Genomic DNA, 16,768 nt, shown 5'->3' with positions numbered 1-16,768 from the left:
CAACCCCCGCGCAATCGCGGGGGAGGGAGGGTCTGGCTACGACGCCTTCCAAAGCTTCTGCGCGATCTCGAAGATCTCCTCCGGCGCGTAGTCCGGGGTGAAGGCGGAGGAGGCGCCGGCGAGGTCGGGGATCTTGCCGGATTCCGGCGGGCCGTTCATCACGACCAGCGGGCCGGTGCCGTCATAGGTGGTCTCGTCCTCGGACCAGATGCCGGCGATCGCCTTGTAGTCCTCCGGGCTGTTCGTATAGAGGCGGCGATGGATGCCCTCCGCCTCGTATTTCGCGGATTCCTTGATGTTGGACAGCGGGATGTTCGGTACGGGCAGCATCTTCTCGATCGACACGCCGGTGATCTTCTTCAGGGCCAGCGCATAGGCCTGGGCGTGCACGCTGCCGCGCACCAGCAGGTAGCCGCAGACCTCCCGCGCGGTGGGGTCCGACACGCTCTCATAGACCCGCAGCTTGTGCATGCGCGCGCCGCATTCGAGGAAGAAGTTGTGCAGCAGGTCCAGCACCAGGTTGCCGGTGTGGAAGACGAAGGTGCCGTTCCAGGGGCGGCCCATGCTGTCGAAGGGCAGGCCGGCGCCGCCGCCGGTGAAGAAGGCGGAGGGATCGCGCACATCCTTCATCATGTCGAAGGGCGTGTCGCCAGGCTCGCCCTTCGGCGCCTTTTCCGGCGGGCCGTTGGCCAGCAGCGCGCAGCCATTCGTCACCAGTTCGACATGGCCCAGTTCCTCCGCCGTGATGGAGGCGACGAGGTCGTAGAAGGGACGCAGCTTCGACTTCGATCGGAAGTTGAAGGACTGGAACATGTAGTTGTTGAGGGTCGACATCTCCCCGAACTTGCCGCCGAGCAGTTCCTGCAGGGCGCTGGCGGCGTTGGGATCGGCGGAGGTGGGCTCCGGCAGGTCGATCAGCAGCTTGTCCATGCGCATGAACATCGGTGGCGTCTCCGTTATGGGGTTCGGAGGGGCAACGCCGGTGCTGCGCGATGGTGCGCGGATGTTCCGCGTGGCGGGTGCAGATGGCACTCGGTCGCGTGAGTGCTTGTTGCGTTAACGAAAATCACGCGATGGCGGCATGGCGGTGGCGTTCCGTTTCGCGTCGCGGATGGCGGGGTCGCGGGGGTCGTGCAGGTTCGGGCGCTCCACCTCATCCGCACGGGCGAGGCTGCGCTTCCAGCTGGGGTCGTCGGCATCGAGGCGGTGCAGGCCGTCCAGCATCCCGGACCAGTCATGCAGCCGCTTCACCAGCAGGTGGATGATGGGCACGGCGGATTGTTCGTGCCGCTCCACCCGGCCTTCCGCCATGACCAGGCGGGCGGCGACGACGGCGGCGCGGTCGCGCGTCACGACATCGGGGTAGAGAACAAGGTTCGCGGTGCCGAACTCATCCTCCACCGTGAAGAACACCACGCCCTTGGCGCTGCCGGGGCGCTGGCGGACCAGGACCAGGCCGGCGAGCTTCAGCCAGCGGCCCTGGCGTGATGCGGTGAGGGCGCGCGTGTCGACGGCGCCGCGGTCCCGGATGGCGGCGCGAAGCAGCGCCATGGGGTGACGGCGGAGCGAGAGGCCGGTGGCGGCGTAGTCCAGCACCGTCTCCTCCCCGGCGGTTTCCGGCGGCAGCAGCGGCAGTTGTGCGTCGCGGGCCTGGGAGAGGGGGAGGGGGGCCTCGATGCCGGCGGCTTCCCAGAGGGCACCGCGTCGGCCCTGGGCGAGGGGGCCGAAGGCATCGGCGCGGGCCAGCGCCTGCATGGCGCCGCGGTCCAGCCGCGCGCGGCGGGCGAGGTCGGGGATGTCGGCGAAGGGGGATTCGGCGCGCGCGGCCATGAGGGATTCCGCGTGGTGCTGGTGCAGCCCGGCGATGAGGCGGAGGCCGAGGCGGAGGGATACTGAGGGGGCTTCCAGCGTGCAGTCCCAGTCGGAGCGCGTGATATCCGCAGGCCGGACCTCGACGTGGTGTTCCCGCGCGTCCCGCACGATCTGCGCCGGCGCGTAGAAGCCCATGGGCTGGCTGTTCAGCAGCGCGGCGGCGAAGGCGGCGGGGTGGTGGCGCTTGATCCAGGCGGAGATGTAGACGAGCTGCGCGAAGCTGGCCGCGTGGCTTTCGGGAAAGCCGTAGGTGCCGAAGCCCTCGATCTGCTTGAAGCAGCGTTCCGCGAATTCCTGTTCGTATCCCCGCGCGACCATGCCGCCGCAGAAATCCTGGCGGAATTTCCAGATCTCGCCGGTGTTGCGGAAGGTCGCCATGGCGCGGCGAAGCTGGTCGGCGCGGGAGGGGGAGAAGCCCGCGCCGACGATGGCGATCTGCATCGCCTGTTCCTGGAACAGCGGCACGCCGAGCGTCTTTTCCAGCACGCCGCGCAATTCCGGCGAGGGGTAGGTGGGCTCTTCCTCCCCGTTGCGGCGGCGGAGATAGGGGTGGACCATGTCGCCCTGGATCGGGCCGGGGCGCACGATCGCGACCTGCACGACCAGGTCGTAGAATTTCGCGGGGCGCAGCCGCGGCAGCATGTTCATCTGCGCGCGGCTTTCCACCTGGAAGACGCCGACGGAATCCGCGCGCTTCAGCATGGCATAGGTGGCGGGATCGTCCTGGGGCACGGAGGCGAGCGTCCAGCGTTTGCCTGTCGCACCCTCGATCAGGTCGAAGGCGCGGCGGATGCAGGTGAGCATGCCGAGGCCCAGCACATCGACCTTCAGGATGCGCAGGGCCTCGATATCGTCCTTGTCCCATTCGATGGTGGTGCGGCCTTCCATCGCGGCCTTCACGACGACGGTGTGTTCGATCAGCGGGCCCTTGGTGATGACGAAGCCGCCGACATGGGTGGCCAGGTGGCGGGGGAAATCCTGCACCTCCTCCGCGATCTCCATCGCCATGCGGAGCTTCGGATCGCCCTCCGGCGCGTAGCCGCTATCCTCCGCGAGTTCATTGAGCGACTTGTCGCCGGAACCCCAGACGGATTTGGCGAGGCGCGCGGTCACATCCTCCGTCAGCCCCATCGCCTTGCCGACTTCGCGGATGGCGCTGCGTTCGCGGTAGCGGATGAGTGTCGCGGTCAGGGCGGCCCGTTCGCGGCCGTATCTTGAGAAAATGTGCTGGATGACTTCCTCGCGCCGTTCGTGTTCGAAATCGACGTCGATATCGGGCGGTTCGTCGCGGGCGGCGCTGATGAAGCGTTCGAACAGCATGTCGTGCTTGTCGGGCGGCACGGCGGTGATGCCGAGCACGTAGCAGATGGCGGAATTGGCCGCCGATCCGCGGCCCTGGCAGAGGATGCCCTTCGATCGGGCGAAGCGCACGATCTCATGCACCGTCAGGAAATAGGCGGCGTAGTCCAACTGCGAGATCAGCGCGAGTTCGTGGGCGATCTGCCGCGCCACCTTGGGCGGCGTGCCGAGCGGGTAGTGTTCCAGGCAGGCGGCCTCGACCCGCGCGGCCAGGGTTTCCTGCGCGCTGCGGCCGGGGTCCAGGATCTCCTCCGGGTATTCGTAGGAGAGGTCGCGGAGCGAGAAGCTGCAGGCGCGGGTGACGCGGAGCGTGGCGGCGAGCGCCTCCGGATGGCGGGGCAGGCGGCGGGCGACTTCCGCGGGCGGGAGGAGTTGGGCCTCCGCGTTGGGTTCGGCGGCGAAGCCCAACTCCTCCACCGTGACGCCGAGGCGGATGGCGGCCAGCACATCGGCGACGCGCCGGCGTTCGGGCGCGTGGTAGCGGACACCGCCGGCGGCGATGAGGCCGAGCCCCGCGCTGCCCGCCAGCGCCGAGAGGCGATCGAGCCGCGCCTGGTCATCGCCCCGGCAGCGATGATCGACGGCGAGCATGAGGGGCAGCGCCAGGCGGCCCCGCAGCGCGGCGGCATCGGCGCGGAGGCTGGCGCCCATGTCCGGGGTGGGGATGCGGGCCAGGACCTGGCCCTCCGCCGCGGCGATGAGGGCATCGCGGGTCAGGCGGGTCTCGCCCTTCTCGCCTTCCATGCGCGCTTCGGAGAGCATCCGGCAGAGGCGGCCCCAGGCGGGGCGGTCGCTGGGCCAGGCCAGGTATTCGGACGCATCGTCCAGCGCCAGGCGGATGCCGGGCACGTAGCGGATGCCCACCTGCTCCGCCGCCACCATGCCGCGCACCAGCCCGGCGACGGAGTTGCGGTCCGCGATGCCGATGGCGGGCATGCCGAGTGCCTTGGCGGCGGCGATCAGTTCGCGGGGGTGGGAAGCGCCTTCGAGGAAGGTGAAGTTCGAGAGCGCGGCGAGTTCGGCGAACACGCCCTACAGATGCCCATGGATGAACCACCGCGCCTCCGCCCCGAAGCCGAGGCGGCAGACCCAGAGGCGGGCGCCGGTGGCGAGTTCCAGGCGGTAATAGTCCCGCGCCTGGCGGCCGGGCGGGTCGCGCCACCATTCCGGCTCCAGCCGTTCCGGCCCCTCCGCCGCGCGCACCCGCAGCGCCTGGGTGCCGATGCGCAGCAGCTGGGGGGGCGCATCGGGCAGCAGGGCCATGGCGGTGACCTCCCGCGGGCGGCGCAGCAGGCGGACGGGGCGCATGGCGCGGGGCCAGCCTTCCGGCACGGTGACGGCGGCGGTGGCGGGGACGCGCATCACCTCCCGCTCCGGCCAGTGGGAGGGGCGGGGCGCCAGGCGCCAGAGCTGGGTGCGCTGGGCGAGGCGGTCGAAGAGGCGGGCCAGTTCCTCCTCCCGCGCCGCGGCGCCGGCGCCGGCGAAGCCGGACTGGATGCCGGTGAGGGGTTCGGTGACCACGGCCGCCAGGGCCATGCGTTCGAAGCCATGGCCGGGCGCCAGCGCATCCAGCCGGTCGCGGAACAGGCGGGACAGGTGGCCAGCGTCGCGGCTGGCCAGGCTGGTGCCGATCGCGATCTCCTGCACCCCGCCATCGACGCGATGCGCCCGCAGCACCAGGCGGCGGGCGCCCTGGGACTGGGCTGTCAGGCGGGCGCAGAGGGCGTCCAGCAGCAGGGGCATCACCGCATCGATGCCGGTGCGGGTCGCGACGGGTTCTAGGAATTCCCGCGCAACCTCGAACACCGGGGGCGGGCGGAGCGGCGTGATGGGGGTGTGGAGCAGGCCCGATGCCTCATCCAGGGCGCGCAGCAGCCCCGCGCCGAAGCGGCGGGAGAGCGGGCCGCGGGGCTGGCGGTGCAGATCCGCGACCTGGCGCAGGCCAAGGCGCGACAGCGCCGCGATGGTATCGGCCTCGATGGGCAGGGCGGCCAGGGACAGGGGGGCGACCGCATCGCGGTCCCCGCCCGGGGGCACCACCAGCCCGCCCCGCCCGCCCCGCGCCAGGGCCAGGGCGGCCGCGGCGCTGTCCGCCACCACGCCCAGCGCCTGGACGCCCAGCCGCGCGAGGCCCGCGACGGCGCGGCCCAGCAGCGATTCCTCCCCCCCGGCCAGGTGGGCGGCGCCGGCGATGTCCAGCAGCAGGGCATCCGTGCCGCGGATGGCGACCAGCGGCGTGAAGCGCAGGCACCAGAGGCCGAGGTCGCGCAGGAACAGCGCATCGGCGGCGGGATCGGCTTCCAGCGCCTGGGCTTCGGGCGCCACGGCGCGGGCATCGCCCAGCGCCTGGCCAGGGCGGATGCCGGGGACGCCATCGCAGGCCACGACCGCGCGGCGGGGGCCGATGCCCTGCCAGAGCAGGACGGGGCCCTGCAGCCCCAGGCGGCGGAGGCGATCCACGGGCAGATGCGGCAGCAGCAGGGCCAGGTGGCGGCGCGTCGAGTCGCCCAGTGCTTCGGAGGGCGATTCGGGGCCCGCGATGCCGCTGCCGGTACTCATGGTGGCTGTCATCCCGGTTGCCGCGACGGCCTGGTGATCAAAGTTCACGTTTTGTACCAGTCAATAGGGGGCGGATCAAGCGGTAGCCCATCCCCTTTTGGGGGGAATGGTGGTGAGATAATCACCCCAGAGTTGCATCCGCTGGCGGGATGGGGTTTGATCACGGAACCGTGATGGGACCGGGTCGCCACCACGCCCGGCGAAGCAGAGGCAGGATGCCCGACACCAATGCGGCGCCAGCGACGATCCCGCTTGCCGCCGCCGAACTGATGCGACGGATCGAGGCGCGGGACGCCATCGTGGGCGTGATCGGCCTTGGTTATGTGGGCCTGCCACTGGCGCTGGCCGTGGCGGGTGCCGGCCACCGGGTGCTGGGCTTCGACATCGACGCACCCAAGGTCGCGGGCCTGAACCAGGGGCGATCGCCGCTGCGCCACATCGGCGATGCCGCGGTGGCGGAGGCGGTCGCGGCCGGCGGGTTCGCGGCGACGGCGGATTTCGACCGGCTGGAGGAGGCGGACCTCCTCATCATCTGCGTGCCCACGCCGCTCGACCGGCACCGGGAGCCCGACCTCTCCTTCGTCGAGGGCACGGCGCGGGCGATCGCGCGGCGGCTGCGGCGGGGGCAGCTGGTGGTGCTGGAATCCACGACCTGGCCGGGCACCACGCTGGAACTGGTGAAGCCGATCCTGGAGGCGACGGGCCTCCTCAGCGGCCATGATTTCTTCCTGGCCTATTCGCCGGAACGGGAGGACCCGGGCAACCCGGTCTTCACCACGGCGGCGATCCCGAAGGTGGTGGGGGGGGATGGGCGGGCGGCGCTCGACCTGGCGTCGGCCTTCTATGCCGGCGTCGTGGCGCGGGTGGTGCCGGTGTCCTCCGCCGCGACGGCGGAGGCGGTGAAGCTGACGGAGAACGTCTTCCGCGCGGTCAACATCGCGCTCGTGAACGAGCTCAAGACCATCTACGACGCGATGGGCATCGATGTGTGGGAGGTGATCGAGGCGGCCTCCACCAAGCCCTTCGGCTTCATGCCCTTCCAGCCCGGCCCGGGGCTGGGCGGCCACTGCATCCCGATCGACCCCTTCTACCTGACCTGGAAGGCGCGGGAATACGGCATCAACACCCGCTTCATCGAACTGGCGGGAGAGGTGAACACGCTGATGCCGCGCCTGGTGGTGGAGAAGCTGGCCCAGGCGCTGGACCGCCAGGCGCGCCGCGGGCTGAACGGGGCGCGCATCCTGCTGCTGGGCATGGCCTACAAGCGCAACGTGGACGACCTGCGGGAAAGCCCGTCGCTGGTGCTGACGCGGCTGCTGGAGGCGCGCGGCGCCATCGTGGACTACCACGACCCGCATGTGCCGGAAGTGCCGCGGACGCGGGAGCATCCTGAACTCGCGGGGCGGCGATCGGTCCCGGCCGATGCCGGCAGCGTCGCGGGCTATGACGCCGTGCTGGTGGCGACGGACCATGATGCGGTGGACCACGCCGCCATCGCGCGGGCCGCGCGGCTGGTGGTGGATACGCGCAACGCCTGCGCCCGGGCCGGGGTGCGCGGCCCGCATATCGTGAAGGCGTGACCATCCTGCACCTGGTCGCCGCCGCGCGGCCGAACCTGCCGAAGATCGCGGCGCTGTGGCGCGCGTTGCGGGGGGATGGCGCCTTCTGCACGCCGCGCATCCTGCATACCGGCCAGCACCATGACGATGCGCTGTTCGGCCAGCACCTGGATGACCTCGGCCTGCCGCCGCCGCATATCGCGCTGGGGGTTTCGGGCGGCAGCCATGCGGAGCTGACGGGCCGCACCATGATGGCCTGCGAGGCCGCCTGGCGGGTGGAGCGCCCGGCCCTGGTCGTCGTCGTCGGCGATGTGGACGGCACGCTGGCGGCGGCGCTGGCGGCGCGGAAGATGGGCATCCCCGTGGCGCATCTGGAAGCCGGGCTGCGCGGCGGCGACTGGGCGATGGCGGAGGAGATCAACCGCCGCGCCGTCGATGCCATCAGCGACATCCTCTGGACGACGAATGAGGCCGACGCGGCCATGCTGGTGGCGACCGGCCACCACCCCCTGCGCGTGCGGGCCGTGGGCAACACCATGGCGGACACGCTGCTGCACAGCCTGGACCGCGCCCGCGCCCGCGCCTTGCCCGCCGGGCTGCTGCGCGGGGGCTATGGGGTGGTCACGCTGCACCGGGCGGAGAATGTGGACCACGCGCCGCGCTTCGGCGACTGGCTGGACGTGATCGGGGAGGTGGCGCGCCACCTGCCGCTGGCCTGGCCGATGCACCCCCGGGCGCGGCTGCGGATGCAATCCTTCGGCCTGAAGCCGCCGCCCGGGGTGCGGGTGCTGCCACCGCTCGGCTACCTGGACTTCGTGGCGCTGCTGGATGGCGCCGCCTTCGCCGCCAGCGACAGCGGGGGGGTGCAGGAGGAGGCGATGCTGCTGGACACCCCCTGCCTGACGCTGCGCGACAGCACGGAACGGCCGATGACGCTGTCGAGCGGCCGGCTGGTCTGCCCCGGCACGCTGGTGCCTTCGGTGGCGGAGGTGCTGGCCGGCGCCTGGCCGCGCGCCCTGCCGGTGCCGCTGTGGGACCGGGAGGTGGGGGGGCGCGTCCGCGCGCATCTGGCGGAACTGCTGGCGGGCGGCTGAAGGGCCCCACCCACCGAAACGTGCGCACCCGGCCCGGCCCGCGCCCCACCTGCTAGGGTCGCGCCATGCACGACATGGCAGGGTGTCCGGAGGCGCTGCAGGCGGAGGGCGTGATCGGGGAGGATCGCGCCGGGCTGCCATCCACCGCGGGGATGGAGGTGTTCGACCTCTCCGCCGCCGGCATCGCGGCGCTCGGCCGGCGCGGCGTGACCGTGGCGGGGAGGCCCGGGGAGGGCAACCGCGTCTGGCTGCCGCGGGAGGGGAGCGTCGGCACGCTGGCGCTGACCGTCGCGCGCGGCGGTGGGCACAACACCATCCTCCTCGGCCCGCGGGACCCGCGCAGCCGCGCCCGCATCAGCACCAGCGCGCAGCACGGCATCGTCGTGCTGGGCGGCACCAGCGGCGCCGTCACGCTGACCCTGTCCATGGGCGGGGAGCGGACGCTGTTCGTCCAGGGGGCGGAGGGTTCCGCCAATGCGCTGAGCTGCAAGCTGGAGGGGGATGGCAGGCGGCTGCTGATCGGCGCGGGCTGCATGATCTCCACCGGCGTGGAGCTGCGCACCTCCGACAGCCACGCCATCCTCGACATCGCGGGCGGGTGCCAGGTGAACCTGCCTGAAGACCTGGTGGTGGGCCCGCATGTCTGGCTGGGGCGGGAGGTGCTGGTGATGAAGGGCGTCACCATCGGGCGCGGATCGGTGATCGGCGCGCGCAGCGTGGTGACGGCGGATGTGCCGGACTACGCGCTGGCGGCCGGCGTGCCGGCGCGCCTGCTGCGGCAGGGCGTGACCTGGAGCCGCCCGGCGCTGCCCGATGCGGCGCGGATCGCCGCCCGCATCGAGGAGGTGGCGGGGCGCTGAGCGTCAGGCCGCCGGTTCGTTGGCCTTCGGTTCGTTGGCCTTGCCGAGCTTCGGCATGGCGCCGACGCGGATGTATTCGAAGCCGGCGCGGGCCACCTCCTCCTCCCGGTACACGTTGCGGAGGTCGACGATGACGGCGCCCTTCATCACCTGGTGCAGGCGCTTGAGGTCGAGCGCGCGGTAGGCGTCCCATTCCGTGACGAGCACGAGGACATCGGCGCCCGCGGCGCAGTCATAGGCGCTGTCGGTGTAGGTGACGTTGTGCAGCACCGCCTTGGCCTGGTCCATGCCGACCGGGTCATGCGCGCGGATCTTCGCCCCCGCGCGCTGCAGCGCATCGATGATGTTGATGGCCGGCGCGTCGCGCATGTCGTCGGTGTTGGGCTTGAAGGTCAGGCCCAGCACGGCGACGGTCTTGCCCTGGACCGATCCGCCGCAGGCCCGCACCACCTTGCGCGCCATCGCCGTCTTGCGCGCGTCGTTGACGGCCACGACGCTTTCGACGACGCGGAGCGAGACGCCGTAATCCTGCGCGCTGCGGATCAGCGCCAGCGTATCCTTCGGGAAGCAGGAACCGCCATAGCCCGGGCCGGCATTCAGGAACTTGGACCCGATCCGCTTGTCCATGCCGATGCCGCGCGCCACCAGCTGGACGTCGGCGCCGACTTCCTCGCAGAGGTCGGCGATCTCGTTGATGAAGGTGATCTTGGTGGCGAGGAAGGCGTTGGCGGCGTATTTCGTCAGCTCCGCCGTGCGGCGATCCGTGAACAGGATCGGCGCCGCGTTGAGCGACAGCGGGCGGTAGAGTTCCGCCATCACCGTCTTGGCGCGTTCGTCATTGGCGCCGATGACCACGCGGTCGGGGCGCTTGAAATCCTCGATCGCCGCGCCTTCGCGCAGGAATTCGGGGTTGGAGACGACGGAGAATTCGGCGTCCGGCCGGGTTTCCCGGATGATGTGCTCCACCACGTCGCCGGTGCCGACGGGGACGGTGGATTTGGTCACCACCACGGTATAGCGGCCGATCGCCTGCGCGATCTCCTTCGCCGCGGCGCGGACATAGCTGAGATCGGCATGGCCGTCGCCGCGGCGGGACGGCGTGCCGACGGCGATGAAGACCGCATCCGCATCCGCGACCGCGCTGGCGAGGTCGGTGGTGAAGGAGATGCGGCCGGCGGCGGCGTTGCTGGCCACCAGGGCATCGAGGCCCGGTTCGTAGATCGGGATGCGGCCCTGCTTCAGGTCATCGACCTTCTGCTGGTTCACGTCGACGCAGATCACCTCATGCCCGAAATCCGCGAAGCAGGCCCCGGAGACCAGGCCGACATAGCCGGAACCAATCATCGTCACGCGCATCGGACTACTCCATCTTTCCAGGCGGGCGGGGCCCCGGGCGAGCGGGGTGAGGGGGGAGCACCACGCGTGTGCCCCCCGTTATCATGACAGGGCGGGGTTAACGCCCAGGCGGGTGCCTATTGCCACACCACGCCAAGGGTGTGCACCAGCACGCCCAGCTTGCGTTCGTCGCCGCCTTCCCCGGCCTCGGCCGGGGATACGGCGCCGGCGCGGCGCAGGCTGACCGGCACCTCCGCGCCGCCGCGGCTGAGCCGGCTGCAATCGATCTCCACCTTCTGCCGGGTGAAGTCGTCATTCTCGAACCGCAGGCTGGTGGCGGCGACGCCATCGATGCGGACCTCCACCATGGCGGGGCCGCTGACCTGGGTGCCGTAGACGCGGCCGAACAGTTCAAGGCTGAGGGTCTGCCCCGCTTCCGGCGGGCGCGGCAGGCGGATTTCCGCGCTGTCGGCATGCGACCAGCGGCCATCGGGCTCCGGATCGAACCAGCCGGAGAGGGCGACACCGTCCATCACGCCATCGACCGAGAAGTCGAGCATGCTGCTGAGCTTCGGCACCTCCGGGGGTGGCGGGGCCTCGACGGCCGCCGCGGCGGCCTGTTCGGCGACCGAGGGCACGGCCTCCGGCACAGGCTCCGCCACCGGCGCGGGCTCCGGCTCCGGCGGGGTGGGGGGCGGCGGCGGGGGCGGGGGCTCCGGCTCCGGCGGGCGCTCGACCTCCTGCAGCAGGCGGTGGCGGCCGAGGCCGGCGGAGGCGAGGCGGTCCCGCACCTTGCGTTCATGGATGCCGGGGCCGACGAGCAGCGCCGCCGTCAACTGCATGCCGAGCAGGCGGCCATCGGTGTTGATGCCGGCATCCTTCGGGGAGATGGCGCCGAGGCGGCGGAAGAACAGGGTGGCGACCGGGGTGTCCCCCAGCCGTTCCGCCAGGCCGCGCACCTCCGCCAGCACCGTGCGGTCGCCGGTGAATTCCCAGCGGTCGAGCAGCGTGCCGTTCAACTCCACCTCCACCACCGCGGGGGAGGCGGGGGTGCCGGCGATGGTGCGGCAGAGGAAGAACAGGCGCCAAGCCTGGTCATCGCCCACCACCGGGGCGATCGCCAGGCCGCCGCCATCGCCGCGGCTCCAGCAGCCCGAGGCTTCCGCCGGGTACCAGTCGCCGCGCATGGTGATGGCGGCTTCCTCCTCCTGCGCCTTGGTCGCGGGGTCGGCGCCGAACTTCAGGATGCGGTTGCTGCGCAGGATGGGCAGCGCGCGGCGCGTGACGCGGGCGAGGCGGAGGCCGAGCGGGCGTTCATCGGTGGAGCCCTTGGCGACGAAGGGCGACAGCGCGGCATCGACGGACAGCACGAGGTCCACCGCGCCCTCGGTATCCAGGGCATGCGGCGGCACGGGTACGTCGATCGTCCCCATCTTGCCGGCATCCATGGCGTAGCGGCCGAGGACGCGCCCGCCGGCGGAGGCCACGACATTAACCGCCGTCGCCCCCGGGGCGGGGCGGAAGCCCTCGACCTCCAGCGTCAGCAGGGCGCCGTCGCTGGCCGCGTCCGGTCCCATCAGCAGGGGCAGGGTGGCGGTGGGGCCGAAGCTCCAGGTCGCGACCCGTTCGGGGGCGTGCCAGTCGAGGCCGAGCGCCGCGCGCAGCGCCGCCATGTCCGTCGCCTGCTGGCCGGAGGTGATGGCGATCGTGCCGCCGGGCGGCAGGGCCAGGTGGCCGCGGCGCGGGGCGGTGCCGGCCAGGCGGGGCGCGAAGCCGATCACGCCGAAGCCGTAGGTTTCCTCCGCCGCGCCCAGTTCCAGCGCCTTGGGCGCGCGGGCATCCGCCGCCACCAGGTCGATGGTCAGGGGTTCAGACCGCGCGCGGAGCGCGGCGGGCAGGCGGAGCGTGACGGTGACGGGGGTGTCGGTGGTGAAGGTCCAGGCGCCCACCTCCTCCCCATTCGCCAGCGCCAGCATCAGCAGGGGCGCGGCGGCGGTCGCCACCGGGCGGAGCCGCAGGTCGATATCGACGTCGCGGCCCGGCATCTCGGTGATGGAAAGTTCGAGCCGGGGGCGGAGGTCCGTGCTGACCATGCCCCAGCCCGAACGAGCGCCCCAGGCGCCGGCGAGGAAGGGCTGGATCGGCGTCTCCCCCCCCACGGCATAGGTGGCGCCGAGGCTGGCGCGGTGCGCGGGCCGCGTGGTGGCGCCGAAATAGAGGCCGGCATCCTTCACGCCGGACAGCTGCGCCAGCGCCACCTTGGCGATGCCGAGGCCGACCAGGCGCGAGTCATCGGATTTGCTGACCTGGCGCACCGGGGTCAGGCTGCTGCTCTCGAACTCGATCCTGATCTGCCGGCCGCGGGCGGCCAGCGCCGCGGGCACGATGGCGTAGAGCGTCTGCAGGTCCCCGCCGCGCAGCTTCCAGCGCGCCACCGGCGCGCCATTGGCCAGGACCCGGACCTCGAACGGCGTGTTGGGGAAGGAGAGTGCGCGCGCCTCCGCCATCAGCACTAGGGGTTCGCTGGGTGCCACGCCGGGTTCGAAGATGAGTTCGCTGCGGACGTGGTTGGCCCAGCAGCCCCAGCGTTCCAGCGGGTGCCAGCCGCCGCCGCGGATGCGCGATGCGGCGACGCGGTCGGCGAAGTTGACGATGGCGCCGAGTGTGTAGGGCCGCGGCGGGCGGCTGCGGTCCTGGCTGGCGGCCAGGATGTCCAGCAGGTGTTCGGCGGATTCGTTCCAGCCGAAGGGGCGGTAGCCTTCGCGGATGCGCGCTTCCGCCGCCGCGCGGGCGGTGCGGCTGCCGGCGTAGAATTGCAGCTTGGTTGCCCAGGCCGCGACATCGAGCGGGTCCAGCAGCTCCACCAGCCCTGGCGCGATCTCCGGCACCGAGGAGGTGTCGGCGGCGATGCAGAGCTTGCCGTGGCGCAGGCTTTCGCCGACCGGCAGGCCCCAGCCCTCATACAGTGAGGGATAGACCGTCATCAGGCAGTTCTCGTAGAGCCAGTCGAGCACCAGGTCATCGACGCCATCGAGGATGGTGACGTGGTCCTTGAGCCGGGCATCGCCGCGCAGCGCGCGCGCCACGTCATGGCCGTTCCAGGCGACGCCGCCGACGATGACGAGGTGCGGGCAGCGCGATCCCATGCGTTCCGCCAGCTTCAGCCACACGTCGTAGAGCAGCTTGTGGTTCTTGCGCTGGTGGATGGCGCCGACGGTCAGCACGAAGGGCCGCTTGCCGAACTGCTTCTCCATCGCCGCGGTGGCCTTGGGGTCCTCCGCGTGCAGGATCTGCTGGATCTCGTCGCCCTCGCGCAGGACCGCGACCTCGGGGATGAAGAGGCCCTGGATGCGCGCGCCATACTCCTCCACGTCGCGCCGCGTGGCCTGGGAGATGGCGACGACCTGGTCGGCGCCGTCCAGCAGCATGGTCAGGTTCTGTTCGAAGACGGGGGCGTAGCCTTCGTTGAACCAGAAGGGGAACTTGGTCGGGATGATGTCGTGGATGATGGGCGTCAGGCGCAGCCTGTGCAGGCGGGCCAGCGCCACGACGTTCTCGGCATAGAGCGCGTTCTGCATCCAGCCGCTGCCGGGGACGATGTAGTGCGCGCCGGCGGGCAGGGAGAGCAGCGGCGGCGGGTTGTCGTCGTAATGGGCGAGGAGGCGGGAGAGCTTGCCGGCGCGGATGCCCTCGAACGGCATCTCGACGAACTGCTTTGCCTTGTTGTTCCAGGCGATGAAGCGGATGTCGGCGCGCGGATCGGCGCGCAGCGCCAGCGCCAGGGCGGCTTCCACGCGCGCGATGCCGGTCCAGCGGCCGCTGTGGTTGGCGCTGGTGGTGACGTCGTAGATGATGGTGACGGGCTTGTAGTCGCCGGCCGAGGCGACGTCCTGGCTGCCGGAGGCGGCAAGCGCCCGCGGCAGGATCGGCGCGCGCTCCGGCGTGGCGCGGGGCTTCGCGGCGGCGATCGCCTTCGCATAGACCGCCTCCGTGCCGTCGCGGTGGCGTTCCCAGCTGTAGGTGGTGGCGATGAAGTCCTTCTGCGCCTGGATCGCCGCCGCGTCGCGCGGGGTCGAATAGGCGTCCATCACGGCCTGGCGGATGGAGGCGGGGTCGCCCGGATCGCAGTAGCGGGCGCGGTCGCCGAAATACTCGCTCTCCCCGGACTCGTCGCTCAGTACCAAATTGGCGCCGGAGGCCGCGGCTTCGAGGGCGGCGAGCGGCGCGCCTTCCGCCCAGCTGGCCAGCACCGCGACGCGCGCGGCGGCGAAGGCGGAGGCGAGGAGGGGCGAATTGGGCGGCAGGCGGTCGATCACCGTCACGTTGGGCGTGCGGTGCTTTTCCAGGATGTCGCGGTAGGGCTGGTTGGCGGTGTGGCCGATCAGCACGATGGGCAGGCCGGAGTCCCGCAGCGCATGGACCAGCATGACCTGGTTCTTCCGCGCCTCGATCCGCGCGACGCAGAGCACGAAGTCCTTGATGCCGTATTCCTGCTCGAACAGCGTGGGATCGGCATCGGCGAAGAGCTTCGCATCGACGGGGTTGTGCACCACCGTGCCGTGTTCGACCGGCGCGCCGATGCGGGCGAGGCGCGCGCGCTCCCGCTCGCTCAGGAACACCATGTGGTCGGCGAGCGTCGCCATTTCCCGCACCGCGGCGTGGAAGCCGGGCACGGCTTCCGCGCCCACCTCGTCGCTGGTGCGGCGGGCGCGAAGCTCGGCCAGGAAGGGGGCGAGGGCGGCGTCGGTGGCGGCGCCGGGCTCGGAATCCGCCAGCAGCTTCGGCAGCTTCTCCTGCCACAGGTCGCGGCGCGTGAGGTCGAGGAAGATGGGGGAGAAGACCAGCGGCCGGCCGGCCCGGCGCGCGCGGCGCAGCAGGTCGAGCGACGACCAGGGCGACCAGGTGTTGAAGGCATGCACCAGGTCGACGTCGCCGAAGCCGCGGGCGGCGGGGTGGATGCGGAGCTCGGTCTCGATCCCCGACAGCGTCAGTTCGCGCGCCAGGCGCGGCACGCGGACGGTGGGGCCGCCTTGCGACTTGTTCTCATTCCCGTGCAGGAAAAGGCCGACCTTGCGCGGCCGGTCGGTGCGCCGCGCCTTGGTTTCCGGCGCGCGCAGCGTGATGCCATGCTGGCGTGCCAGGTCCTGGAAGACGCGGTCATGCCCCTCCGCCCAGGCATCCCAGGTGCGGTCCATGACGGAGGCGCGGAGCGCGCGCTTCTTCTCCAGCAGTTCCAGCAGCACGCGGCGGAGGTCGGCGGCATCGCCGACCTGGTATTCGACATGCGGGAATTCCGGCACCCAGCCGATGGCCGGCGCGATCACCTCCGTGCCCGAGGCCAGGGCTTCCACCACGCACATCGGGCCGCCTTCGTAGAGGGCGGGGACCAGCACGTAATCCAGGCTGCGGTAGTAGTCCGGCAGCTCCGCGCCCGGCAGTTCCAGCGCGGGGCCGGGCCAGCCGGTGCCGGTGAAGGACCACTCGATCTCCGGGATGTCCTGCACCGCGGCGACCAGGTGTTCGCCCTTGCGGCCGGTATGGTAGGTCCGGCCGACGACGCCGATGCGCAGCTTCGGCTTGAAGGTCTCCGTATCCACGCCGGGGGAGATGGTGGTGACGTGCTCGATGCCCGCGTCGCGCAGCACGCCTTCGTAGAGCCGGGCGTGGCAGACGCAGTGCTCCACCTCCCTCGCCACGGTGAAGAACTGGTCGTAGGCCGGGCCCGTGGGCTCCAGATGCGCGAAATAGGCCACTTCGATGGGGGACAGCCGCTGGCCGCGGCAGGAATAGGTCACGTAGTACTGGATCGCTGCCTTGGGGTCGCGCCCGTCGCCGAAGGTGACATAGGGCAGGCGGTCGGCAACCTCCGACGCCAGCTTCTCAAGGATCCAGCCGCGGTCAGACGTGACGATATTGACCGTTGTCATGCGTCGGTTCGTCCCAAGGTGTGCTGCAAGTGGTATCCCGTCTTCGGGGGCACGGCCTGCCGGGGCGCGGTGAAGTGACGCGCTGCCCGTTGCCGGGTCGTGGCGCCCGCCTCGCCGATCGCGAACCGGATGCCATGCGGCGATGCCGTCCTGGAACCGCCTGTTTCACAATCCGTAAACACGACTACCCTCAAACGTCGGGG

At 71.4% G+C, this 16,768-nt stretch carries 8 protein-coding genes; 3 read left to right on the top strand and 5 right to left on the bottom strand.

What is annotated here, in order from left to right; all coding sequences use genetic code 11:
- Positions 1-36: 36 nt before the first annotated feature.
- The 3 genes from BM041_RS20740 to BM041_RS31475 all read right to left on the bottom strand — a co-directional run bounded on the left by BM041_RS20740 (position 37) and on the right by BM041_RS31475 (position 5,790).
- Complete coding sequence (locus BM041_RS20740; protein WP_092961807.1) at positions 37-942, bottom strand: manganese catalase family protein; 906 nt, start codon at positions 940-942, stop codon at positions 37-39.
- A 114-nt stretch (positions 943-1,056) separates the two neighbouring features.
- Positions 1,057-4,260, bottom strand: coding sequence for an error-prone DNA polymerase (locus BM041_RS20735; RefSeq protein ID WP_245762199.1), 3,204 nt, complete (start codon positions 4,258-4,260; stop codon positions 1,057-1,059).
- Positions 4,261-4,263: 3 nt separating this feature from the next.
- Positions 4,264-5,790 carry a Y-family DNA polymerase gene (locus BM041_RS31475; protein ID WP_245762198.1) on the bottom strand — a complete coding sequence of 509 codons (1,527 nt, stop codon included), beginning with the start codon at positions 5,788-5,790 and terminating at the stop codon, positions 4,264-4,266.
- 215 nt (positions 5,791-6,005) lie between these two features.
- On the opposite strand from BM041_RS31475, the gene BM041_RS20730 reads away from it, so the two are divergent.
- From BM041_RS20730 to BM041_RS31470, 3 genes are all read left to right on the top strand, one after another.
- Positions 6,006-7,370: a nucleotide sugar dehydrogenase gene (locus BM041_RS20730; RefSeq protein ID WP_092961806.1), complete on the top strand. Its 1,365-nt coding sequence runs from the start codon at positions 6,006-6,008 to the stop codon at positions 7,368-7,370.
- Positions 7,367-8,443: a UDP-N-acetyl glucosamine 2-epimerase gene (locus tag BM041_RS20725; protein WP_245762197.1), complete on the top strand. Its 1,077-nt coding sequence runs from the start codon at positions 7,367-7,369 to the stop codon at positions 8,441-8,443. Before BM041_RS20730 ends, BM041_RS20725 begins: the two co-directional genes overlap by 4 nt.
- Before the next feature lie 74 nt (positions 8,444-8,517).
- Complete coding sequence (locus BM041_RS31470; RefSeq protein WP_175534061.1) at positions 8,518-9,303, top strand: acyltransferase; 786 nt, start codon at positions 8,518-8,520, stop codon at positions 9,301-9,303.
- A gap of 3 nt (positions 9,304-9,306) precedes the next feature.
- Here BM041_RS31470 and BM041_RS20715 read toward each other — a convergent pair whose 3' ends face one another.
- Both BM041_RS20715 and BM041_RS20710 read right to left on the bottom strand, forming a co-directional pair.
- Positions 9,307-10,659, bottom strand: coding sequence for a UDP-glucose dehydrogenase family protein (locus BM041_RS20715; RefSeq protein ID WP_092961804.1), 1,353 nt, complete (start codon positions 10,657-10,659; stop codon positions 9,307-9,309).
- 116 nt (positions 10,660-10,775) lie between these two features.
- Positions 10,776-16,565, bottom strand: coding sequence for a glycosyltransferase (locus BM041_RS20710; protein WP_092961803.1), 5,790 nt, complete (start codon positions 16,563-16,565; stop codon positions 10,776-10,778).
- Between the last annotated feature and the right edge of the window lie 203 nt (positions 16,566-16,768).

The sequence above is a fragment of the Falsiroseomonas stagni DSM 19981 genome, assembly GCF_900114315.1.
Lineage (GTDB): Bacteria > Pseudomonadota > Alphaproteobacteria > Acetobacterales > Acetobacteraceae > Falsiroseomonas > Falsiroseomonas stagni.
The sequence above is the reverse complement of the archived record's forward strand: the minus strand, read 5'-3'. Positions and strand labels throughout refer to the sequence as shown.